20 protein-coding genes are annotated in these 19,828 nt (G+C 42.1%); 4 read left to right on the forward strand and 16 right to left on the reverse strand.

What is annotated here, in order from left to right; translation table 11 throughout:
- Positions 1–26 precede the first annotated feature (26 nt).
- The 6 genes from phnC to pepF all read right to left on the reverse strand — a co-directional run bounded on the left by phnC (position 27) and on the right by pepF (position 6,590).
- Entirely contained in the window at positions 27–800 is a 774-nt protein-coding gene (gene phnC / locus NAF01_RS11235; RefSeq protein ID WP_250802299.1) for a phosphonate ABC transporter ATP-binding protein, read from the reverse strand.
- A 12-nt stretch (positions 801–812) separates the two neighbouring features.
- Positions 813–1,568 carry a phosphonate ABC transporter, permease protein PhnE gene (phnE, locus tag NAF01_RS11240; protein ID WP_250802300.1) on the reverse strand — a complete coding sequence of 252 codons (756 nt, stop codon included), beginning with the start codon at positions 1,566–1,568 and terminating at the stop codon, positions 813–815.
- Between the two features lie 11 nt (positions 1,569–1,579).
- The gene (gene phnD / locus NAF01_RS11245; RefSeq protein ID WP_250802301.1) at positions 1,580–2,488 is read right to left on the reverse strand and encodes a phosphate/phosphite/phosphonate ABC transporter substrate-binding protein; all 909 of its coding nucleotides are present in this window, start codon (positions 2,486–2,488) and stop codon (positions 1,580–1,582) included.
- A gap of 63 nt (positions 2,489–2,551) precedes the next feature.
- Positions 2,552–3,601, reverse strand: coding sequence for a selenide, water dikinase SelD (gene selD / locus NAF01_RS11250; RefSeq protein ID WP_204260566.1), 1,050 nt, complete (start codon positions 3,599–3,601; stop codon positions 2,552–2,554).
- A 20-nt stretch (positions 3,602–3,621) separates the two neighbouring features.
- Positions 3,622–4,635, reverse strand: a complete 1,014-nt coding sequence (locus tag NAF01_RS11255; RefSeq protein ID WP_250802302.1) for a glycosyltransferase — start codon at positions 4,633–4,635, stop codon at positions 3,622–3,624.
- A 167-nt stretch (positions 4,636–4,802) separates the two neighbouring features.
- Positions 4,803–6,590 (reverse strand): oligoendopeptidase F, encoded by a 1,788-nt coding sequence (gene pepF / locus NAF01_RS11260; protein WP_250802303.1) that lies wholly within the window; start codon positions 6,588–6,590, stop codon positions 4,803–4,805.
- Positions 6,591–6,941: 351 nt separating this feature from the next.
- Here pepF and NAF01_RS11265 point away from each other — a divergent pair, with 351 nt between their 5' ends.
- Positions 6,942–7,760: a hypothetical protein gene (locus NAF01_RS11265; protein WP_250802304.1), complete on the forward strand. Its 819-nt coding sequence runs from the start codon at positions 6,942–6,944 to the stop codon at positions 7,758–7,760.
- A gap of 28 nt (positions 7,761–7,788) precedes the next feature.
- Here the strand turns inward: NAF01_RS11265 and NAF01_RS11270 are convergent, their stop codons facing one another.
- Positions 7,789–8,766, reverse strand: a complete 978-nt coding sequence (locus tag NAF01_RS11270) for a DUF438 domain-containing protein (protein ID WP_227888059.1) — start codon at positions 8,764–8,766, stop codon at positions 7,789–7,791.
- 270 nt (positions 8,767–9,036) lie between these two features.
- Between NAF01_RS11270 and NAF01_RS11275 the strand changes: the two genes are divergently transcribed.
- On the forward strand, positions 9,037–10,200 hold the full coding sequence (locus tag NAF01_RS11275; protein WP_250802305.1) for a glycosyl hydrolase family 18 protein: 1,164 nt from the start codon (positions 9,037–9,039) through the stop codon (positions 10,198–10,200).
- Positions 10,201–10,230: 30 nt separating this feature from the next.
- Here NAF01_RS11275 and NAF01_RS11280 read toward each other — a convergent pair whose 3' ends face one another.
- From NAF01_RS11280 to NAF01_RS11290, 3 genes are all read right to left on the reverse strand, one after another.
- Positions 10,231–11,142 (reverse strand): CBASS cGAMP-activated phospholipase, encoded by a 912-nt coding sequence (locus tag NAF01_RS11280; protein ID WP_048010055.1) that lies wholly within the window; start codon positions 11,140–11,142, stop codon positions 10,231–10,233.
- Positions 11,143–11,228: 86 nt separating this feature from the next.
- Complete coding sequence (locus NAF01_RS11285) at positions 11,229–11,498, reverse strand: DUF1292 domain-containing protein (RefSeq protein ID WP_163145041.1); 270 nt, start codon at positions 11,496–11,498, stop codon at positions 11,229–11,231.
- A gap of 112 nt (positions 11,499–11,610) precedes the next feature.
- On the reverse strand, positions 11,611–12,708 hold the full coding sequence (locus NAF01_RS11290) for a branched-chain amino acid aminotransferase (RefSeq protein WP_222501081.1): 1,098 nt from the start codon (positions 12,706–12,708) through the stop codon (positions 11,611–11,613).
- Positions 12,709–13,138: 430 nt separating this feature from the next.
- On the opposite strand from NAF01_RS11290, the gene NAF01_RS11295 reads away from it, so the two are divergent.
- Entirely contained in the window at positions 13,139–13,444 is a 306-nt protein-coding gene (locus tag NAF01_RS11295; protein WP_048010052.1) for a hypothetical protein, read from the forward strand.
- Between the two features lie 36 nt (positions 13,445–13,480).
- On the opposite strand, the gene NAF01_RS11300 is transcribed toward NAF01_RS11295, so the two are convergent.
- From NAF01_RS11300 to NAF01_RS11325, 6 genes are all read right to left on the reverse strand, one after another.
- Entirely contained in the window at positions 13,481–14,080 is a 600-nt protein-coding gene (locus NAF01_RS11300; protein WP_048010051.1) for a response regulator transcription factor, read from the reverse strand.
- The gene (locus tag NAF01_RS11305; protein ID WP_163145044.1) at positions 14,077–15,213 is read right to left on the reverse strand and encodes a sensor histidine kinase; all 1,137 of its coding nucleotides are present in this window, start codon (positions 15,211–15,213) and stop codon (positions 14,077–14,079) included. Before NAF01_RS11305 ends, NAF01_RS11300 begins: the two co-directional genes overlap by 4 nt.
- Before the next feature lie 91 nt (positions 15,214–15,304).
- Positions 15,305–16,348, reverse strand: a complete 1,044-nt coding sequence (locus NAF01_RS11310; RefSeq protein WP_222501079.1) for a Delta(5) desaturase DesA — start codon at positions 16,346–16,348, stop codon at positions 15,305–15,307.
- Positions 16,349–16,496: 148 nt separating this feature from the next.
- Positions 16,497–17,084 (reverse strand): branched-chain amino acid aminotransferase, encoded by a 588-nt coding sequence (locus tag NAF01_RS11315; protein WP_222501077.1) that lies wholly within the window; start codon positions 17,082–17,084, stop codon positions 16,497–16,499.
- A gap of 23 nt (positions 17,085–17,107) precedes the next feature.
- Complete coding sequence (locus NAF01_RS11320; RefSeq protein ID WP_250802306.1) at positions 17,108–18,463, reverse strand: DEAD/DEAH box helicase; 1,356 nt, start codon at positions 18,461–18,463, stop codon at positions 17,108–17,110.
- Positions 18,464–18,633: 170 nt separating this feature from the next.
- Positions 18,634–19,077, reverse strand: coding sequence for a YndM family protein (locus NAF01_RS11325; RefSeq protein ID WP_048010181.1), 444 nt, complete (start codon positions 19,075–19,077; stop codon positions 18,634–18,636).
- A 251-nt stretch (positions 19,078–19,328) separates the two neighbouring features.
- Between NAF01_RS11325 and NAF01_RS11330 the strand changes: the two genes are divergently transcribed.
- The gene (locus NAF01_RS11330; RefSeq protein ID WP_227887064.1) at positions 19,329–19,811 is read left to right on the forward strand and encodes a ribonuclease H-like YkuK family protein; all 483 of its coding nucleotides are present in this window, start codon (positions 19,329–19,331) and stop codon (positions 19,809–19,811) included.
- Positions 19,812–19,828 lie beyond the last annotated feature (17 nt).

Here is a 19,828-nt window from a genome sequence, read left to right on the forward strand (position 1 = left end):
ATTGGCCATTCTTCTTCCTCCTGTTCTTAAGTTGATCGGATATATGATTTTTCGCTATAACTTTCTGCATCATATGTAAATACATACATATCATCTGTGAACTGTTCCGGTTTTCCATCAAAAACAACTTCCCCATCTTTTAAAGCAATAATCCGGGTTGCATAGCGTTTAGCCAATTGAACATCATGGACATTAATTATGGTTTGCAGACCATGCCGGTTATGCATCTCCTGCAGCAGGCTGAAGATTCGGTCTGAAGTTCCAGGATCCAGGCTGGCAACAGGCTCGTCTCCCAGCAGGAACCTTGGCCTTTGAAGGAGAGCCCTTGCAATGCCGACTCTCTGTTTCTGCCCTCCGCTAAGATGTTCAACTCTGCGGTCGGCAAAGTCGGTTAAGCCCACCTCTGCAATGACTTGTTTAGCCTGAGCCTTTTCTTCCTCTGTAAACCAGCCAATGAGGTTTTTAAAACTGCTCCTGTAGCCGAACATGCCTGTCAGAACATTTTGCAGGACAGTCAATCGCGGAACTAAATTAAAATGCTGAAAGATCATGCCCATCTCCCTGCGGATTCTCCGAAGCTTTTCATCATTAAGTGCAGAAAAGGATTGGCCATCCCAGATGATTTCCCCTGATGAAGGGGTCTGCAGGCCATTTAGACAGCGGATCAGCGTGGATTTTCCGGCACCGCTTTTACCTAGCACGCAAACAAAGTCTCCAGGGTGTATCGTCAGATTTATTGAATTAAGCGCATGATGCTTCATGCCGGGATAACGGACAGTTATATTTCGAATCTCAAGCATTTCCTGCCTCCTTTATATCACTCGGTTCCTGACATAGCTTCCAAAAAGGTCCACTAGAATAACGATAATCATAATCACCAGGACATCGAGCGAAACTGAATTGTATTGGAAGGTTTTAAAATCATTAAAAAGTCTTTGGCCAATTCCTCCCCCGCCAATGAAGCCTAAGATAAGGGAAGTCCTTATGGCAACCTCAAACCGGTAGAAGTAATTTGACAATACATTTGGCCATATTTGAGGCAGGATGCTGAATAGAGAAGCAAACCAGCTCTTTGCCCCAACAGCTTTCATAGCCTCCTGCGGACCTGGATCGGATGCTTCAATGAGTTCTGAGATCAATTTTCCCAGAACCCCAATGTTATGAAACATAATGGCCAGGACAGCCGGAAAAGGACCTAGCCCAAGAGCCGTCAAAAGAATCAAACCAAAAACAATTTCAGGGATGGAACGGACAAAGCTGAGGCCTACTCTGGTTATATGGTAGACAAATTTTGAGCCGGATGTGTTTTTGGCGGCAATAAAGCTTAAGGGAAGCCCGATAATAAGCCCGAAGAAGCTTCCCAGAAAAGCCATCGCCAATGTTTCCAGACTGTCTTCGAGTATCCTTGGAAGGAGTGAAAAATCCATCGGGAACCAATGGGACAGGAAATCAATCATGTTGCGGAAGTCTTTGAATTTCGATAAGTCGAATTCTGTCAGCTTCATGCTTAGAAAAATAAATAAAGCCAACACGGTATATGTTAATATGCTGCGTTTTTTAAACCACAATCTTATCAGCCCTATTCTTTAATAAGTCCCTCTTTTAGGGCAGCCTGACGGATGCTTTCATAATCTTCGTTGCTTGCTTCAGTAAATCCGCTTGCACCGAATGCATCCAGAATTTCGGGATCTTCAATTGCCAGAAATGCTTCCTTCAATGCTTTAATTGTTTCTTCATCGGTGTTTTCATGTACAGCCCAAGGGTACTGGAAAAGCTTTTCTGATTTCCAGATCGTTTTAATCTGCTCTCCATCTACTTTTCCTGAATCTACTAATTGATTGTAAATGGCACTGTCGATCGCACCGGCATCCACCTGTTTATTTTGAACTGCCAATGCAGTAGCATCATGTGAGCCCGTGAATCGGACGGATTTAAAGCTGTGGTCATCCTCGGATTTATATACTTCGCGGTCCTTCAATTCAATGGATGGGATAAGAGATCCTGAAGTTGAATTGATATCACCGAAGGCAAAGTCAGCTTCACTGCTGTTTTTCAGTAATTCTTCAAGTGAATTCCATGGATTGTCTTTGTGGGTGATGATATATGAATAATAGAATGGCTCTCCATCAATCAGCTGTGTAATGATGGCTTTTGCGCCGCTCTTCTCATGGGCAACAACATATGTTAACGGACCGAAATAGGCCATATCAATTTTATCGTAGTTCATGGCTTCCACTACCCCGTTATAATCCGGATAAACTTCGACAGCTACCTCCCGATCGAGTTTTTCAGATAAGGTTGACTGCAATTTTTCCATGGCTGCTTCCATGGATCCCTCTGTTTGAACAGGGATGACCCCAATGGTGAAGGTTTCTTTTGACTTTTCTTTTCCATTCTCGTCTGTATTTTTTGAGTCTGAGTCGTTTCCGCTGCATGCAGACAGAAGCATCAGTGAAAAGATGGTCAGGAGCATTAAGAATTTTTTCATTTTTGCACTTCCTTGTTTATGTTTTGTAGTAAAGGTAAAAAAGGACTCTTTTCGAGTCCTTTTTTAGATAACAGTAATCCTTCCGGGATTCTGATCTGTGACTGTCCCGATGATGGAAGCCCATTCTACCCCTTTTTCCTTTAGGTCATTTAGGAGGGGTTCAGCTTCTGATTCAGGAACGGTTATTAAAAGTCCTCCTGATGTTATAGCATCACAAAGAATCACTTGGTCTACGTCATCAATATTTTCATATTGAATCCGGCCGGACAGCCATTTATGATTCTTTTTAGAGCCGCCGGGAATAATGTTCTGCTCGGCAAGCTCCCTGGTTTTTGGAAGAACAGGCACGGCTGTGCTTTCAATGGTTATTCCTGTGCCGCTTCCTTCTGCGATCTCCATGGCATGGCCCAGAAGGCCAAAACCAGTAATGTCTGTGCAGGCATTAACCTGGTAGTTATCCATTGCTTCAGCTGCTTCTTTATTCAAAGCAGCCATAACTTCCATCACACGGTCAATGCCTTCCTGATCCAGCATATCCCTTTTAATTGCTTGAGTAAGAATGCCAACGCCAATCGGCTTGGTTAAGATCAATTTGTCGCCTGGCTTGGCTCCAGCATTTGTTCTTACCCGCTCAGGATGTACGGTTCCAGTCACAGATAAGCCGAATTTTGGCTCCTGGTCGTCAATGGAGTGCCCACCAACTAACACAGCACCGGATTCTTTCACTTTATCGGATGCACCAGCCAGAATGTCTGCAAGTATGCTTTTATCCAGTTTGCTGATAGGGAAACCTACAATATTCATGACGGTTATAGGCTTGCCGCCCATTGCGTAAATATCACTCAGCGAATTGGCTGCGGCGATTTGGCCGAACATATATGGATCATCAACGATAGGAGTGAAGAAATCCAGTGTCTGCACAAGGGCAGTTTCATCATTTATTTTATATACGCCTGCATCATCCGATGTATCCAATCCTACGAGGAGGTTGGGGTCAGGTACAGACTTAGGCAAATGACGCAGAACCTGCGCCAGGTCTTCAGGACCAATTTTGCATCCTCAGCCGCCTTTTGTTGATAAAGAAGTCAGTTTTACGATTTCTTCTCTTGACATAGTACTCTCTCCTTACTCAATCATTGTTTGCTTGGGGACTTTTCTAAGATGTTTTCGTAAATGTTTTGAAGTGTTTTGGCTTCATATTCCGAAGAATGACTGCCCTCAACGTAGAGTTTGGCAGCATGCCCCAATTTGATCCTCAATTCGTTATTATTCACTAGTTTGTCTGCATAATCAAGGAATTCGACCGGATTAGTGTAGATTAAACCGGTTTCCTCATGTGAAATGATATTTCTGTTGCCCAGGTTATTGGCTGCAAGAACTGGAAGGCTATACTCCATTGCTTCTAAAATGGCAGCAGGCTGGCCTTCAGAATGGGATGTGTTCAATACGGCATCCGCTTGCCTGTACAGCTCTCCCATATGGTGATGCGGGATCTGGCCAAGATATTGAACCCATTCTTTATTTTTTTCAGTGAGGGTCTTTACGATATTTCCCTCTTCTTCTTCAATAACAGGGCCCGCCAGCCAAAGACGGATGCGGGGATTCTTTTCATATAACACTTTAAGTTTTTCTATGGCAAAAGGAATATTCTTCACCTTGCGGATTCCTGCCGGCAGCAAAAATAAAAAAGTGCCGTGTTCTTTTTTATAGTCGGCACAAGCTCTAGAAAATATTACAGTGCCCTGATGGATAACGCTGATTTTATCTTTTGCTTCAGGAACTTCACCTGCCAATACAAGCTTAGCTTCTTCATCAAATACATGTATAGCTTCGGCATTGATAATGGTTTGTATGACTTCGGTTTTCTTCAATGGGTCATGAAGGTCGATATTCAAATCAGTGCCGGTCATCGTTACGACGTATCTTTCAGGAATTTCACCAAGCTTCTTAATAAATTGGCCAAACCGATATGCGTTAAAGCCATGCACAATATCGACTTTTGGCAGGCTGGATAATTTGCAGCGGTCTGTGATATTGATTATTTCAGTCTCAATGCCCAGATTATTGAGGCTATCAGAAATACGCTGAACGGTAACTGTATTTCCTCTTGCCTGATGAAAATTCGGGCTTGCCAGAAGTACTTTCATCCTGTCATCCTTCACAATTGTATTTGCTCTATCTTCGTTTTAATTAAAGTTTGCATCAATTATTGCAGGAATATTTCATCCTGTCCATTAATTGTATTTCAGCAGGCTGTTCTTTTAATTATGACTGTAAAAAAGCCTGTTTCTATATCAAGAAACAGGCCATCCTTCTATTGGTTTCCGAATTCTTCTACAAGATCTTTGAATTTCTGAAGGGAGTTTTCAATCGGGTATGGGGAAGTCAGATCCACTCCGGTTTTCTTTAGCAGCACCAGCGGATAATCGGCGCTTCCGCTTTTTAAGAACTCCAGATAGTTTTGCAGCGTTTCATTGTCCCCTTCAAGAATTTTCGCTGCCAAATGAATGGCAGACGCAAATCCGGTTGCGTACTTATACACATAAAATGGACGGTAAAAATGAGGGATCCTGGCCCAGCCGAATTTCACTTCTTCATCAAAAACAATTTCATCCCCGTTATATTCGCGGAATAAACGTTCATAAATTCCGCTGAAAACCTCAGCGTTAAGCGGCGCTCCCCTTTCCGCTAATTCATGGGTTTTCATCTCAAACTCAGCAAACATTACTTGAGTGAAGAAGGTTCCTTTAAACTGATCAATAAAATGATTAAGGAGATGCCTGCGGACATCTTTATCCTTCTCCATGTTCAGCAGATAATGAATCAGGAGTACTTCGTTCACTGTGGAAGCGACTTCCGCCACAAAGATGCTGTAGCGGGCGGTGATCTGCGGCTGGTGCTGTGAGCTCAGTTTGCTGTGGACACCATGCCCGCATTCATGAGCAAGTGTAAAAAGGCTGTCCAGATCATCACGGTGATTCAGAAGGATATAAGGATGAACACCATAAATGCCCAGATTATAGGCGCCTGACCGCTTCCCTGGAGTTTCACGCACATCAATATAGCGGCCTGACTTAAACTCCTTCAGAATAGAAATATAATCATCCCCAAGAGGCTCGAGCGCTTTACACATTGTGTCATAAGCTTCTTCATAGGATATTTCAGGTTTAACTCCCTTTACTAAAGGAACACTTAGATCATATTGCCTCAGCTCGTCAACGCCTAACTTTTCCTTGCGGATCGCAGTATACTGATGCATTGCCCCGATATTCTTTTTAGTCGTCTCAATTAGATTGACATACACCTCCTTTGGCACCTGATCACCGAACAATCCTTTTTCAAGTGCTGAAGGATAATTGCGGATTTTAGCCATAGTAACATTGTTTTTTATCGCAGCAGAAAGCGTGGAAGCAATGGAGTTCTTCAGCTGCACATATGGCTGGTAATAGGCCTTATAGGCTTCTTTCCTCTTTTCCCGGTCTTCTTCTTCCATGATTTTCGCATACATGCCCCGTGTCAGTTCAACCTTCTCGCCATCCTCAGTTGTTACATCGCCAAATTTTATATCTGCATTATTCATCATTCCGAAAGTATGGCTGGGAACCGAAAGTGCTTCGCCAAGATGGGACAGGACTTCCTCCTTGTCCTTATTAAGGACATGCGGCTTATAGCGGAAGGATTCAAGCAGGTCCTCCTCAAAGTATTTCAAGCCCTTTTCTTCAGCAATATAGCCCTTCAGTGTTTCCTCATCAAGGCTTAAGAGAAAAGGCATAAAAAAAGAAGTGGAAGAACTGACATTAACGCTTAATTGCTTTGCCCTGTCTACATAGGCCTGAGAATATGTCACACGTGTGTCTTCATCGGTTTTCAGCATCGCATAAGCATACAGCTTATTAAATATGTAAGAGAGTTTTTCTTTTTTTTCAAGGTATTGATAAAGGGAGTTGCCATCGTGAATCTGTCCGTCGAAGGTTTTCAGCTTATCGGCCAGTTGTTCAATATGTTTGTAATCTTCTTCCCATGTCTCCATGCTTGGGTATATGTCTTCCAGATTCCATTTTTCATCCAGCGGAACATCATTTCTGTCTTTGTATGTTTTCATGTTATTACTCCTTTGCAGCAAACTGTTGTTTTATTAGGCTGTTTTCGTAAAATTTGTTGCTTGTACATAACTGAGTATAATTTGCTGAGTTGATTAGAGCGGAGGGCACTTGACTCCTGCGGGAGTAGCGGGACAGGTGAGACCCCGCTGACGCGTAGCGTCGAGGAGGCTCAGCGCCCGCCCCGCGGAAAGCAAGTGCCTGCAGCGGAAATCAACGGGCGTAATCCATAAGCAAACAACAATCTTCGAAAAACAGCCACTATTAATTAACTATATTCAAAAGTTATCGCAAAAACCCTTCCACATTTTTGATTTTATCACTAATGGCTATTAAAATAATGTTGAAAGGATGTGGACGGTTTGGCGATTACTCTGCCTCATATAGAAGACAAAAACAATACTGTGTATTTTCCTCCGGCGGGTCATTTTGAAACGTTTCAGGACGATGCGCATTATGAAGAGAAAGTCAGGGAATGGGGATTATCAACTACTAGAGAAGTTAAAAAGGAATTCTGGTATAAAGAAAAAACACAGCAGCGTCTTGTAACGGTTGAAGGGTATCAGACGTACGGCGAGTCTGGAGATTATTATACGATTATAATCGAGTTTCAGGATGGAAATCTGAGCTGCATACATCCGGCTTATCTTAAGGAGATGCAGTCCCCTAGCTTTGGGAAAGCCCTGGCTGCTGATTTTGGGGATATCTCCTCAGCTCCTTCTGAAAAAGAAGCACCAAAAAAAGCCGCAGAGAAGTCTGTTGATGAAACAAAAAAATCTGCTGATAACAGCAAAAGTGATAAACCGGCTGCCAAAAAAGCCAAAAAGGAAAAACAGCCTGCGTTTGAGCTTCCGGCAGATAAGGTTCACTTTACAGCTAAAGTTAAGCAGCTTGCCCTTAGCTGGAACCATTTCAATGAAGCCAATGATGAAGTCATCATACTTGAAGATCTTATCATTCAGGAGGACGAACCGATTGAAGTTGGGCTTGGCTGGTGTTCCCATTCGAAAACGTTAAAGAAATTTGAACTTCAGCCGGGTGAAAGACTCGAATTCGATGGGAAAATAGTTAAAAAGAAATTGCCTAAAGGGAAAGACTGTGACGAAGAATTCATTATCGAAGAATCTGTTTTATACAAAATTAATAATCCATCAAAAATCAAAAAAAGCTAAAGAGCATTAAGCTCTTAGCTTTTTTTGATTAAGAAAGAATCCTTTTCTCTCCCTTGATTTCCTGTATGGGACTGATGTTTTGTGTGAATTCAAGGGTTCCCATATAAAGCCCGTTATCATCCCGTACAGCAAAATAACGGATATAAACATATTTATCCCTGAATTTAATCCAGAAATCTTCAGAGTCTTTTCGTCCTTCCTTGAAATCCTTCAGCAATTCCTCCACTACATGTACACTGCGGGGCGGATGGCAATTCTGAACGGTTCGTCCAATCACGGCTTTCGTTCTGGCAAAGATTCTTTCCTTGCCATGAGAGAAATAGCGGACAACGTCATCATGATCAATAAAGGTGATATCGACAGGCAAGTGATTGAATAACAGCTCCAGCTGCTTTAAGGACAAAATGCCCGTTTCCATTTTGATGTAGCCTTCTGATATGGCATTCCCGTCAATCCCTTTCCGTTCGGGCTCCCATTCCTTTTCAGGGCCGGTCAGACAGAACCCAATCTCATCGCTTTCATGGGCGATCTTTACCCACTCATCTTCTGTAAGGTTTTTTAAAGCCATTGGGAAAAGGATATTTTCCTCCCTGTAAATCATGGCACTGACTTCATTGAAAACGAAACGGACTGCATTGATGACCTTTTGCTTGTCCCCCTCGTAATGGGTGAGGAGGTTCCTGGCTTCCTTGATGCCATCCCTGATAAAGTCATCTATGCTCCACATATTATTTGTTGGACCATAAATTCCGTACCTCTCCAGGTAAGGAAAAAGCAGATTTTCCTTTCGGCTGTAATGCTTATCAAGATCAAGGAGCAGAATGCAGTCTTCTAATAGTGCATAAACATTGTCCTCATGATCTTCCTGGATGAACGACTCGAGATGGACCTTAACATTTTCTCTCAGATGCTTATCAATTGCCTTGTTCTCCCGGGTGAAAGTATGGATGGGATGCCCGGGCTGTTCTTCCGGTTTAGGATGAGCAGCTGTTTCATTGCTATGAATAGAATGGCTGTGATGATCCGGATGCTCACGGTTATTAATTAGTTCGCTCACTGTACAATTCCTCCTATATCAATCCTTTTTCAAGGCTGTTATTAGTGCTTATAAGGAATGTACCATGTAGAAAAAGTTCTTATTGTGATGAGGATCATATAAAAATAAAAGTTTATTGTTTTTATGCCGGAATGGAATGTCAGCAATAAATTACCACCCCCTTCTTCTTCCCTTTTTTGTTACACTTTTAAAGGATTGAAAGATGGAGGTTTTCTAGCAGTGAAGAGAAAATATCAAGTTTTGATCATGATTGCTATTATTTTTTCAGGCGGATTCGCTGCCGGCATTTACTATACAAAAAACACAAGCGGGCTCCAGTCTATTAAACAGCCTGCCCCTGCTTCCCAATCGGACAAACTTCCTGTTCCAAAAAAGGTTCCGGAGTTTTCAAAGATCCCGGAAAAAGTGCTGATGAGTTATGTCCAGGATTATCGCGATCCCGCTTCGATCGATTATTCAAATCTGTCTCATGTCATTTTTTCTTTTGCTCATCCTGAGAAAGACGGAAGCATTTCTTTTAATGGTGAGACTGCGCGGAGTAATCTGCAGAGAGTGGTGTCGAATGCTCACAAGCAAGATGTGAAGGCATTCCTAGCTGTGGGGGGATGGTTTCATATCAATGGCGGGGAATCCTATGATTATTTTAAACAGGCAATAGCGGAAGACTCCTCGAGAAACAGGCTGGTAACAGAACTCTCGGGGCTGGTTAAAAAGGAAAACCTTGACGGAATTGATATTGATTTTGAGCATCCGCGTTCAAAGGAGGATGCAAGATTCCTGGCTGTTTTTATCAATCATTTGAGCGGAGTGCTCCATGCAGACGGCAAGGAGCTGTCTGTTGCGGTTCATGCCAAGGTTCATAGTGTAACAGGTACAGAGAGCGGATATATTGTGTATGAGCCCGACATGTTCAGGAAGGTTGATTATGTGAATATCATGGCATATGACGGCCAGTGGGATGGGGGATACAATGCCGCAAATCTTTCTCCCTATTCCTTTACAGAGAATATCGTCAATTATTGGGGCAATCTCTTTGATTCAGAAGGGATTTCCAAAAATAAACTGGTTCTGGGTGTTCCTCTTTATGCTCAGCCGGAGGATCCTGCCGTTAAGCCGGTATCCTTTCAGGCCGTCATAAACAACAATCCTGAAAATGCAGCAAAAGATAGAACCAGCATGAATGGCATCAGCTATTACTATAATGGGTCCGCCACCATGAAAAAGAAAACCATCCTGGCTCTAAACCACGGATTCGGCGGAATGATGATCTGGGAAGCTGGCCATGACGCAAAGGGGGCCTACAGCCTCACTGGAACGATTGCTGAAGTTCTTCAAAACACAGCAGAGCCTGTAAAGTATTATTCTGTGATTCATACAAAATGAGAGAAGAGCAGGAAAATTCCCTGCTCTTTTTCAAGAAAGTAAAAACTTCTTAATTTCCTCCCGCCGGTCCTTATAGACCTTCTCCCCAAGCATAATCAATTCTTCCACAAACTTTATTTCGTCAAAAGGCATTTCTTCTCCCAGCTCTTCATTAATGCGCAGGTAATTTTCTCCGAGAAGATGTTTGCAATGGTAGGTAACCGACTCGGAGGATAAATGAAGAGCCAGGTCCAATAGCTTGGGCGTCACTTTCATCGACGGGAGCTGGAATGGCAGCCAATGCTTTACACCCCAATATTTATCATGATCAATCGTAAAATCAATTTTTTGAAGACCGGTTCCAAGTGAAAGGATTTTTATGTTTTGCAGCTCCATCTTGAAGTGATGCATAGCCTCCGTAATACAAACGAGAGATGGGTTATTCGCCCACAGCCCTCCGTCTATGGATAAATAACTGTTGCTGATGTTGTTCGGCGGGAAATAGACAGGTGCAGAACAGGAGGAAAGCACTGCATCCCAAAGCTTCATGGATAGGCTATCGTTTCCGGGACTTCCGTAATTTGAACGGTGGACGAACGGTTTGCCATGTGTCACATCGACAGCTGGAATCAAAAGCGGTTTTTTTATATCGGACAGCTCCGTTTCGCCAAAGGCTTTCCGGAAAAAGCGCCGCATATACTTATCACTGTATACACTTTTAAAAAGGCCGACCTTAGCCTGTTTGACAAAAATTTTTTTCCCGAATGATTCGTATCCATTCAGGACCTCGCTCATACCTTTTTTCAGGATCAGTGAAGAGGCAATGATCGACCCGGTGCTTGTGCCTGCGATTATATCAAAATAGTCGCCTGCAGGCTGTTTCAGTTCCTCTTCGAGAGCTTTCAGGATGCTTACGGCAAAAACACCGCGTATTCCGCCGCCATCGATGCATAATATTTTCATTGGATCACCTGCTGTTTCCGTAATCGTTCTCCAGAAGATCGAAGCATTTTCCTATGTAAAAAAAGAGAAGGAAGATTCCTTCTCTTCTATTCCTCTTTGTTTATCATTTCTTCGAATACAGCAGAGACTTTATTAAATTCCTCATCGCTTTCAATGGGTGTAAAGTCGCCATCTTCATCCAGTTTTAAGAAGAACACATCAATATCTTCTTCTGTATCCTCCTCAAGATCTTCGACAAAGCTGACAGCAGCATATTGGCTGCCATCAAGCTCCGCAGATGCGAGGACCTCCACTTCCATTTCCTGATCATTTTCATCACTGATTGTAAAAACTTCTCCGACTTCTATCTTGTCCATTTTTTAATCTCCTCTCCTTAATAGGTTCTTACTATATTTTCCCGTTTTAGAGGGATTTCATGCCTAAAATAGAAAAAGGATCGGCTTTAGGTGCCGATCCAATCATCAAGAATTATTTAACTCCTGCTGTCTCTTTCTTTTCCACTTTTACACTCCATCCAAATGGATCCGGTTCGGTTCCTTTTTGGATGCCAGTCAGTGTATCATAGATTTTCTTGGACAAATCGCCGGTTTTCCCTTCATTGATTTCAATAATCTTGTTGTCCCAGAAGAATTTGCCAATTGGAGAAATAACAGCAGCCGTGCCTGTTCCAAATGCTTCTTCAAGCTGGCCATCGGCATGTGCCTGATAGATTTCTTCAATGGAGATTCTTCTTTCGGACACCGGAACATTCCAGTATTTCAGTAACTCCAGTACAGAATTTCGAGTGATTCCTTCCAGGATGCTGCCATTAAGTTCTGGTGTTACAACTTCTCCGTTAATTTTGAAGAAAATGTTCATGCTTCCCACTTCTTCAATATATTTATTTTCTTTTCCGTCAAGCCATAGGACCTGTGAGTATCCTGTTAAGCTTGCAAGCTCCTGAGCTTTCAGACTTGCTGCATAGTTCCCTCCGGTTTTAGCTGTGCCTGTTCCCCCTTTTACTGCCCGCACGTATTCGTTTTGAACAGCAATTTTAACAGGATTGATGCCTTCCTTATAGTAAGCGCCTACCGGCGAAAGAATAATGATAAATTTGTATCTCGTTGATGGAGCCACTCCCAGATATGGCTCAGTTGAAATGACAAACGGCCGGATGTAAAGTGAAGTTCCTTCAATATTCGGAATCCAGTCCCGGTCAACTGAAATTAATTCTTTTAAGGCATAAAGAGCAAGCTCTTCATCAATTTCAGGAATACATAACCTGGAGTTGGATTTATTCAGTCTCTCCATATTTTTTTCGGGACGGAAGAGCAACACCTCATTATCAATGGTCAGGTAGGCTTTTAACCCTTCGAAAACACTCTGGCCATAATGGAAAATCATTGCAGCGGGATCAAGAGAAAGCGGCTGGTAAGGTACAATTCTTGGGTCATGCCAGCCCCGTCCGGCAGTATAATCCATTTCAAACATATGATCCGTAAAATTCTTGCCAAACACCAGGTTATCAAATGCAGGTTTTTGTTTTTTCTCAGGTGTGTGGTTGATTTCAATTTTAAATTCTGTCATTTGTCAAAACTCCCTATCTGTAGATGATTTAAAAACCTAATGCCTGCTCTTCGTGCTGCTCTTAAAAGAGTGTAAATAAAAACGCCCAGTCATCCTCCGAGCGTGGACGAAAGGGCTTGCTTCCCGGCAACAACCAATATGGATGCTCAACAGCTGAAGTCATAGAAAAAGACTCGTATGCTGTTTTTGAAAGGGTTGCCTTTCGCTCTTTTCTACATCAAGGCAGTAGTGCAGTTATTTGTTAAAGTTTTTATAAGTTTTTCTAATATTATGATATTCTACTATTTAATTGTCAATACGAATTGACAATAAATTTAGAATTAATTTGGATTACTGAAAATTCCATATGCAAAAGAAAAAGAAATAAAGGTGAAAAATCATGTTTTTAAATTTATAATCAATATATAAATACAAAAGGGGATTTATGATAATGAACAGTAAAGAGCTTGAAGAAAAAATTATTCAAAACTATCAGGGCGAAGAGAAAATGATGATCCTCGTATTTGCCCAGTGGTGCATCAATCACGATTTAAATCCGGAGGAAATCTATTTAAAGGCATATCCGGATCAGGGGGAAAACAGTTCACTAAAGGAAGCGCTGGAGCTGACCGTTCCAAAAGAAGAAGCAGGCGATGTACCTGATCAGACTCTGCTTGGTGTTCTATCCTTGTTCGGAAATGATGATCTTGCCTTCATCGTGATGGAAGAAATAAAGAAAATGAAAAAGGACAGCTAAGCCTTAATAGGCCGCTGTCCTTTTTCATTGAAGATTCTATTTAAACCAGCCCTTCTCTTTGGATTGGGTAATGGCTTCAATCCTGTTCGTAACTTCGAGCTTGTCAAGAATAGCCGAAATATAGTTGCGTACGGTTCCTGTCTTAATGCTGAGCTGGTCGGCAATTTCTTTCGTGTTCTTGCCGTCCGCTATCAGTTCCAGCACCTCTTTTTCCCGGTCTGTCAGCGGGTTTTCTTCGCCATAGACATCATCCATTAATTCAGGTGCATAGATGCGCCTTCCTTCCAGGACGTTTCTGATAGAGCTTGCCAGCTCCTCACTTGGGCTGTCTTTTAATAGGTACCCTCTTACACCGGCCTTAAGGGCACGCTGGAAATAGCCTGACCTCGCGAAGGTTGTCAGAATAATAACTTTGCAGCCGCTGTCTTTTAATTCTTCCGCCGCTTCCAGCCCGCTTTTTTCAGGCATCTCAATATCCATGATGCATACATCCGGTTTAAGAGTTTTGACAAGGGATATGGCTTCTTTTCCATTCGAAGCTTTCCCAATGACCTCCATATCGTCTTCAAGATTTAGCAGAGATCCTAACGCACCAAGCACCATCCGCTGATCTTCAGCTATGACGATTTTTATCATGCCCTCTCCTCCTTGTTTGGTTCCTTCACGACAGTTGGTACTTTCATTATAATCGTTGTTCCATTCTCAGATACAATTTCAAGACTTCCGTTGACAAAGTCGAGCCGCTCCCCTAAGCCAAGCAGTCCGGATCCCTTGCCGACATCTGTTGAGGGATTCATGCCGACACCGTTATCCCGGACAGTAATGCTGACTTCATTCCAGGTTTGTTCTATGCGGATGCGGCATTCTGTCGCCTTACTGTGTTTTACTACGTTAGTTACAGCCTCTTTCATGCACATGCTTAGAATATTCTCAAGGAAGAGTGACACATTTTTTAATTTGATATCTTCATCCCCAATGAATTCGATAGAAGCCGCCTTTAAAATTTGCTTAACTAGGATAATTTCTTCCTTCAGCCTGATTCCCCTCATCTGGGAAACCATTTTTCTTACTTCGTTTAATGCTGTTCTGGCGGTTTGCTGAACGTCTATAAGCTCTTCCTTTGCCTGGTCCGGATCTTTGCTGATGAGCTTCCTGGCCAGATCGCTTTTTAACCCGATAAGAGACAATTTTTGTCCGAGAGTATCATGAAGATCTCGGGCAATCCGCTGTCTTTCTTCCTGTTTGACAAGGTCCGCAATCCTTTTGTTGGCATCCTCGAGCTGTTCCTCAAGCTTTTCCTGCTTTTTCTTATTGTGAATGTTAAAAGGAAGCAAAATCACACTGATCCAAATGATAATAATAAAAGGGATCTGCTCGAGAAATAATGGCTTCTGGGTGACAAAATTAATGTTAATGGAGATGGTGGTTGCGATCAGGTGGATGACATACAGCGTTAAAAAGGCAATCCTGTTTTTGATATGGCCATTGTAATAAGCAATATAAAATGCAAAATAAATAAATGAAAAGAGAATGGTCATTGTGATCGATATGCTGATTAAGATGCCAGTCCATAAATAGACAGGCCATTTCCGTGATATAAAGGCAAAACGCAGCGATATAAAAAAGAGTATAGTCAGGATAATTCCGACGGCTATGGTGATTTTAGATGTGGATCTGAAGATGAAATAAAACGGCAGAATGCTGAATACACTCCATATATATGGAGAAATGCCCGAACTTTTCAATGCAGTTAAATATTTTTTAAACATATGAGGTACCCTCTTTTTATTCATGAAATAATGAAACAGCTCCTTTGCTATCATATCACAAAGGAGCTGTTCTTCAGCTTATACATTCAGTTTACGGCTTCACAGATGCCGTTTTAGTTCTGCTCTGTTTTTGGCTGACGGCAGATTTCTTTGCTGCTCCATAACCGGTGAAGTCCTGGGCTTCTTCATCCCATAAACGGAATTTGAGTGACTTCAGGCTGGTAGAAAGAGTAATCGTCGGCACGTTCTGAAGTTCAGCTGTATTATAATGAGCGCTTTCAAGGTTGTAGTTAGGAACGCGCGGGCTTAAGTGATGAATATGATGGAACCCGATGTTCCCTGTAAGCCACTGAAGCACTTTCGGCAGCTTGTAAAAGGAGCTTCCTTCTACAGCAGCTTTTACATACTCCCACTTATCATCCTCTTCAAAATACGAGTCTTCAAATGTATGCTGTACATAGAAAAGCCAAATCCCGGCTGCTCCTGAAATCATAAAGATCGGCCCCTGCACCATCAGGAACGCTTCCCACCCGATAGTCCAGCAAATGAACGCATACAAACCGGCGATGGCCGCATTTATAAGATACGTATTGATGCGTTCATTCTTTCTTGCCCCTTTTCTGTTAAAACGGTTTTTTAACAAAAATACATAAATAGGGCCTAAACCTAACATAACGAACGGATTGCGGTAGATGCGGTATGCTGCACGAGTGGACCATGACGCATCCTGATATTCTTTCACTGTCAGTGTCCAGATATCTCCTGTACCGCGCTTGTCCAGATTCCCGCTGGTTGCATGGTGCACATTGTGGTCATGCTGCCATTGGTGATAAGGAAAGACGGTCAGGATCCCTGTGATTGTGCCAATGATTTTGTTTGCTTTGCGGTTTTTGAAAAAGGAATGGTGGCAGCAATCATGGAAAATAATGAAGATCCTGACAAGAAAGCCTGCTGCAACGACAGATATGCCAAGCGTCAGCAAGTAAGAAATGCTCAGGCTCTTATAAGCAAGGAACCACAGCAGGAAAAAAGGTCCCAGCGTATTGACAAGCTGCATAATGCTTTTTGTTAAATCTGATTTTTCATAAGGTGCCATTTGTTTTTTTAAGTTGAGTTGTTTTTGTTTAGAAGTCATTTGTTAATTCCCTTCATCATGACGTTAATTTTAATAATAAAGGGTTTGCAAACTGCTTTGTAGACATAGGTGTCATGTCCAAACCATGACATTTATCATGGTTTGAACAAAAAATTAAGAGTTCATCCTAATATCTGGCTATAAATATTTACTTATTACGGGTTTCTTCCACTTCTGACACAAGGTTAAAAAGAAATTTGTACACTAACTGATATGCATCTTTTATTGAAAGTTCCTCTTTAAAGCCTTCAAGGTCGTTCAATGAAAAATTAAAATCCCAAAGCCCATCCTGCTGGCTGAACATCAGGCTGTATTTTGGTGTGCCTGTAAGAGTATTTTCGTCTATAAATGCTCTTATAGCTGATTCTGCTTTTTTTGGCAGCTTCAGTCCAAGCATTACTTCATAGTTGCCAAAAACATCATCTGTTTCAAAGGAAACGGCATCCGCTCCAATCAGATCAAACCATTTCGACTCCAGATACATAAATTCATTTTTATGATTTTTGAAGTATTCTATTGGCTGATTTAAAAAACCGGCAGGCTCCTGTCCGAGAACTTCCTCTGTTTCCTTATCTCCTCTTTCTATATAAGCATCATTATATCGGTCTTCGGGATTCTTGATTCCAGCTTCATGACCATCATTCAAGAGTCCGTGCTTAAGGGCATATTCCTTTTCTTTTTCATAAAGTTCAGCGGGCTGTTCTTTCAAGTGCTTTTCCATCCGTTCTTTTAACAAGTTACTTTCCTCCTCAAAAATCTTTACCTTCCCCGTCTTTTGGATGAATTTCTTGAAGCTGTGGGAGAAGGCTTCTTTTTCCCTTGAGTTTTGGCGCGGCCTGTTCGAGGTGAACTGCTTTTGCCTTTTCTGCCTTTTTCATGGGAAAACCTGTCTTCTTTTGATTTTGGCTGGCCTCCTTTTCTGCTGTCATTTTTCTTTCCAGCGGAGGTTTGGCGCTTGGAATCCGGCCTCTTTTTTTCAGATGCTGCTTCAGGCTTGATATCGCTATTGCCAAGGTTTTGCTTAGGAATAGTAATTTTCAGCCCTTTTTCAATTGCTTCAAGGAGCGGCTTGTCTGCAGACGAATAAAACGTAATGGCCAGTCCTTTCATGCCCGCCCGGCCGGTTCTCCCGATGCGGTGCACATAGCTTTCGGGATCGAGTGGGATATCATAATTAAAAACATGTGTTACCCCTTCGACATCAAGCCCTCTAGCGGCTACATCCGTCGCAACTAACAGCTGTATCTCTGCGTCCCTGAATCTCTTCATTACTTGTTCACGTTTCGATTGTGATAAATCCCCATGAAGCTGATCGCAATCAAAACCGTTCGATCTCAGTACTTCATATAATTTGGTTACTCTGCGTTTTGTACGGCAGAAGATCACGGCCAAAAATGGTCTATGGGTTTGAATCAGCTCTATCAGCGTACCCTGCTTGGCACGGTCGACGGTATGTATTGCTATTTGTTTAACTGAATGGGCTGGTCCCTGTGTTTTTTCAACCTGGATATACTGCGGCTCTTTCATGTGTTTGTTTGCCAGTTTTCTTATTTCTGCCGGCATAGTTGCAGAAAAAAGCATCGTCTGCCTTTTGGCAGGCGTTTCTTTAATAATTCTCTCAACCTCATCAAGAAAGCCAATATGCAGCATTTGATCGGCTTCATCCAATACTAAAAAATCCACTTTTGATAAATCAATGGTATTTCGTCTGATGTGGTCCAGCAGCCGGCCAGGTGTCCCCACTACCATCTGGACATTCTTTTTCAGCTTTTTGAGCTGCTTGTCCACATCCTGCCCTCCATATACAGCTAAGACATCTATATCACTGTCTTTCGTAAGCTTCAGTACTTCGTCTGTTATCTGTAATGCCAGTTCCCTTGTCGGCGTTACAATCAGAGCCTGGATCTGAACGGCATCCGGGTCCATTTTCTCCAGAATCGGCAAAATAAAGGCCAATGTTTTTCCGGTTCCTGTCTGCGCCTGTGCTATGACATCTTTTCCTTCCATAACAGCTGGAATTGCCTGCGCCTGAATAGGTGTTGGCTTAGCGATGCCATGCTGCAGCAGAATTTCAGATAGCTCTTCCGAAATGCCAAGTTTTAAAAATTCCTGCAAATAAAACCCTACTTTCTTTATTCAATATGTCCTTATTTATATTGTGTGTTTAGCGGCAAAATAGCAAGCATTCTATTGGATAAAAACGTGAAAAAAATGGTTGGTTCAAAATAAAAAGCCCAGGTTTAGACCAAATGGCCTTCAATGGGCTTCTAACACAATAGATAAATTTATTCCCAATCCTTTGTTGGCTCTCTTTCTTCAGCCATTTCCATCCCATAGGCAAGCCGCGGATTCAGAGCAGATTGGCTGCTCTCCTTCTCTTGGCTGGATTCCCTGGTATTTACAAGGAATCTGTGGACAAAGACTTCGGATAGAGTGATAATTCCTGCCGCAATGACACTTCCCCAAGCGATTTGCAGATAACTGTTAAGCAGCACACTTCCAAACACCCAAACAGATGCATAAACTAAGAAAAAGTCAGCAATAAGGGCATTCCGGTTTCCAAGCCGCGGAAGGATGATGCGGTCTCCGAGCAGATAAGACATGGCTGTTACCAGAATACTGAAAGAAAGAATATCTGCGAATGTCGCATCAAAGAATAAATCAAGCGCAAAGGCAAAAGCAATCATAGCTGATGCTAATTTAAGTATTAAGATAAGTGTTTTGTTCAAAAGAATACCTCCTCTTTTACCATAGCTTTTATCAATATGAAGATTCCCATTCATTTTGTGTTCCTCTGCCTCACAAGCAATTTTTTCAAAAAAATAAACAACTTGTTCAGTGTCCCTCAATATAATGGCAGTAATAGGGATTACATTTTAAGTTAAAGGTTGTGGAAGAGTGATACTCCGAGACAAAATACTTAATGTGGTGATAATAGGTGAATGCTGAATATAAATTTCAAAATCTTCAGGAGAGGAATATGACTTTTGAGCAGGTATTCAACCGGATCTTACTTTTTATAAAGCGAAATCCTGATGGGAACTTTAGGCTGATGATTGGAACAGATTCACAGGTTCATTGCAATCGCACTGTGTTTATAACCGGGATTGTGATTCAAAATGAGCGAAAAGGCGCCTGGGCATGTATTCGGAAAACTGTTATACCTAGGAAAATGCTGCATCTTCATGAGCGAATCTCCTATGAAACCTCGCTGACTGAAGAAGTGGTCTCTTTGTTTACAGAGGATTACAAAGACAAAATGTTTGAAATCGTTCTGCCATTCCTTTATAAAGGCGGATCATTCTCAATGGAAGGGCATATGGACATCGGATCAGGCAAAAGAAATAAAACCAGAGAATTTGTGAAAGAAATGGTGACCAGGATCGAATCAATCGGCCTTGAGCCAAAAATAAAGCCGGAAGCATTCGTGGCCTCCAGCTACGCTAATCGATATACGAAATAAAAGAACTCAGGGTATAT

It is taken from the genome of Cytobacillus firmus, assembly GCF_023657595.1.
Classification (GTDB): Bacteria; Bacillota; Bacilli; order Bacillales; family Cytobacillaceae; genus Cytobacillus; species Cytobacillus firmus_B.

Bases quoted from the DNA above. Each gene is read 5' to 3' on its own strand.
- phnC (WP_250802299.1), bottom strand. From the start codon at position 800: ATGCTTGAGATTCGAAATATAACTGTCCGTTATCCCGGCATGAAGCAT.
- phnD (WP_250802301.1), bottom strand. From the start codon at position 2,488: ATGAAAAAATTCTTAATGCTCCTGACCATCTTTTCACTGATGCTTCTG.
- NAF01_RS11255 (WP_250802302.1), bottom strand. From the start codon at position 4,635: ATGAAAGTACTTCTGGCAAGCCCGAATTTTCATCAGGCAAGAGGAAAT.
- pepF (WP_250802303.1), bottom strand. From the start codon at position 6,590: ATGAAAACATACAAAGACAGAAATGATGTTCCGCTGGATGAAAAATGG.
- NAF01_RS11280 (WP_048010055.1), bottom strand. From the start codon at position 11,142: ATGAAAATATTATGCATCGATGGCGGCGGAATACGCGGTGTTTTTGCC.
- NAF01_RS11285 (WP_163145041.1), bottom strand. From the start codon at position 11,498: ATGGACAAGATAGAAGTCGGAGAAGTTTTTACAATCAGTGATGAAAAT.
- NAF01_RS11290 (WP_222501081.1), bottom strand. From the start codon at position 12,708: ATGACAGAATTTAAAATTGAAATCAACCACACACCTGAGAAAAAACAA.
- NAF01_RS11295 (WP_048010052.1), top strand. From the start codon at position 13,139: ATGAACAGTAAAGAGCTTGAAGAAAAAATTATTCAAAACTATCAGGGC.
- NAF01_RS11300 (WP_048010051.1), bottom strand. From the start codon at position 14,080: ATGATAAAAATCGTCATAGCTGAAGATCAGCGGATGGTGCTTGGTGCG.
- NAF01_RS11305 (WP_163145044.1), bottom strand. From the start codon at position 15,213: ATGTTTAAAAAATATTTAACTGCATTGAAAAGTTCGGGCATTTCTCCA.
- NAF01_RS11310 (WP_222501079.1), bottom strand. From the start codon at position 16,348: ATGACTTCTAAACAAAAACAACTCAACTTAAAAAAACAAATGGCACCT.
- NAF01_RS11330 (WP_227887064.1), top strand. From the start codon at position 19,329: ATGACTTTTGAGCAGGTATTCAACCGGATCTTACTTTTTATAAAGCGA.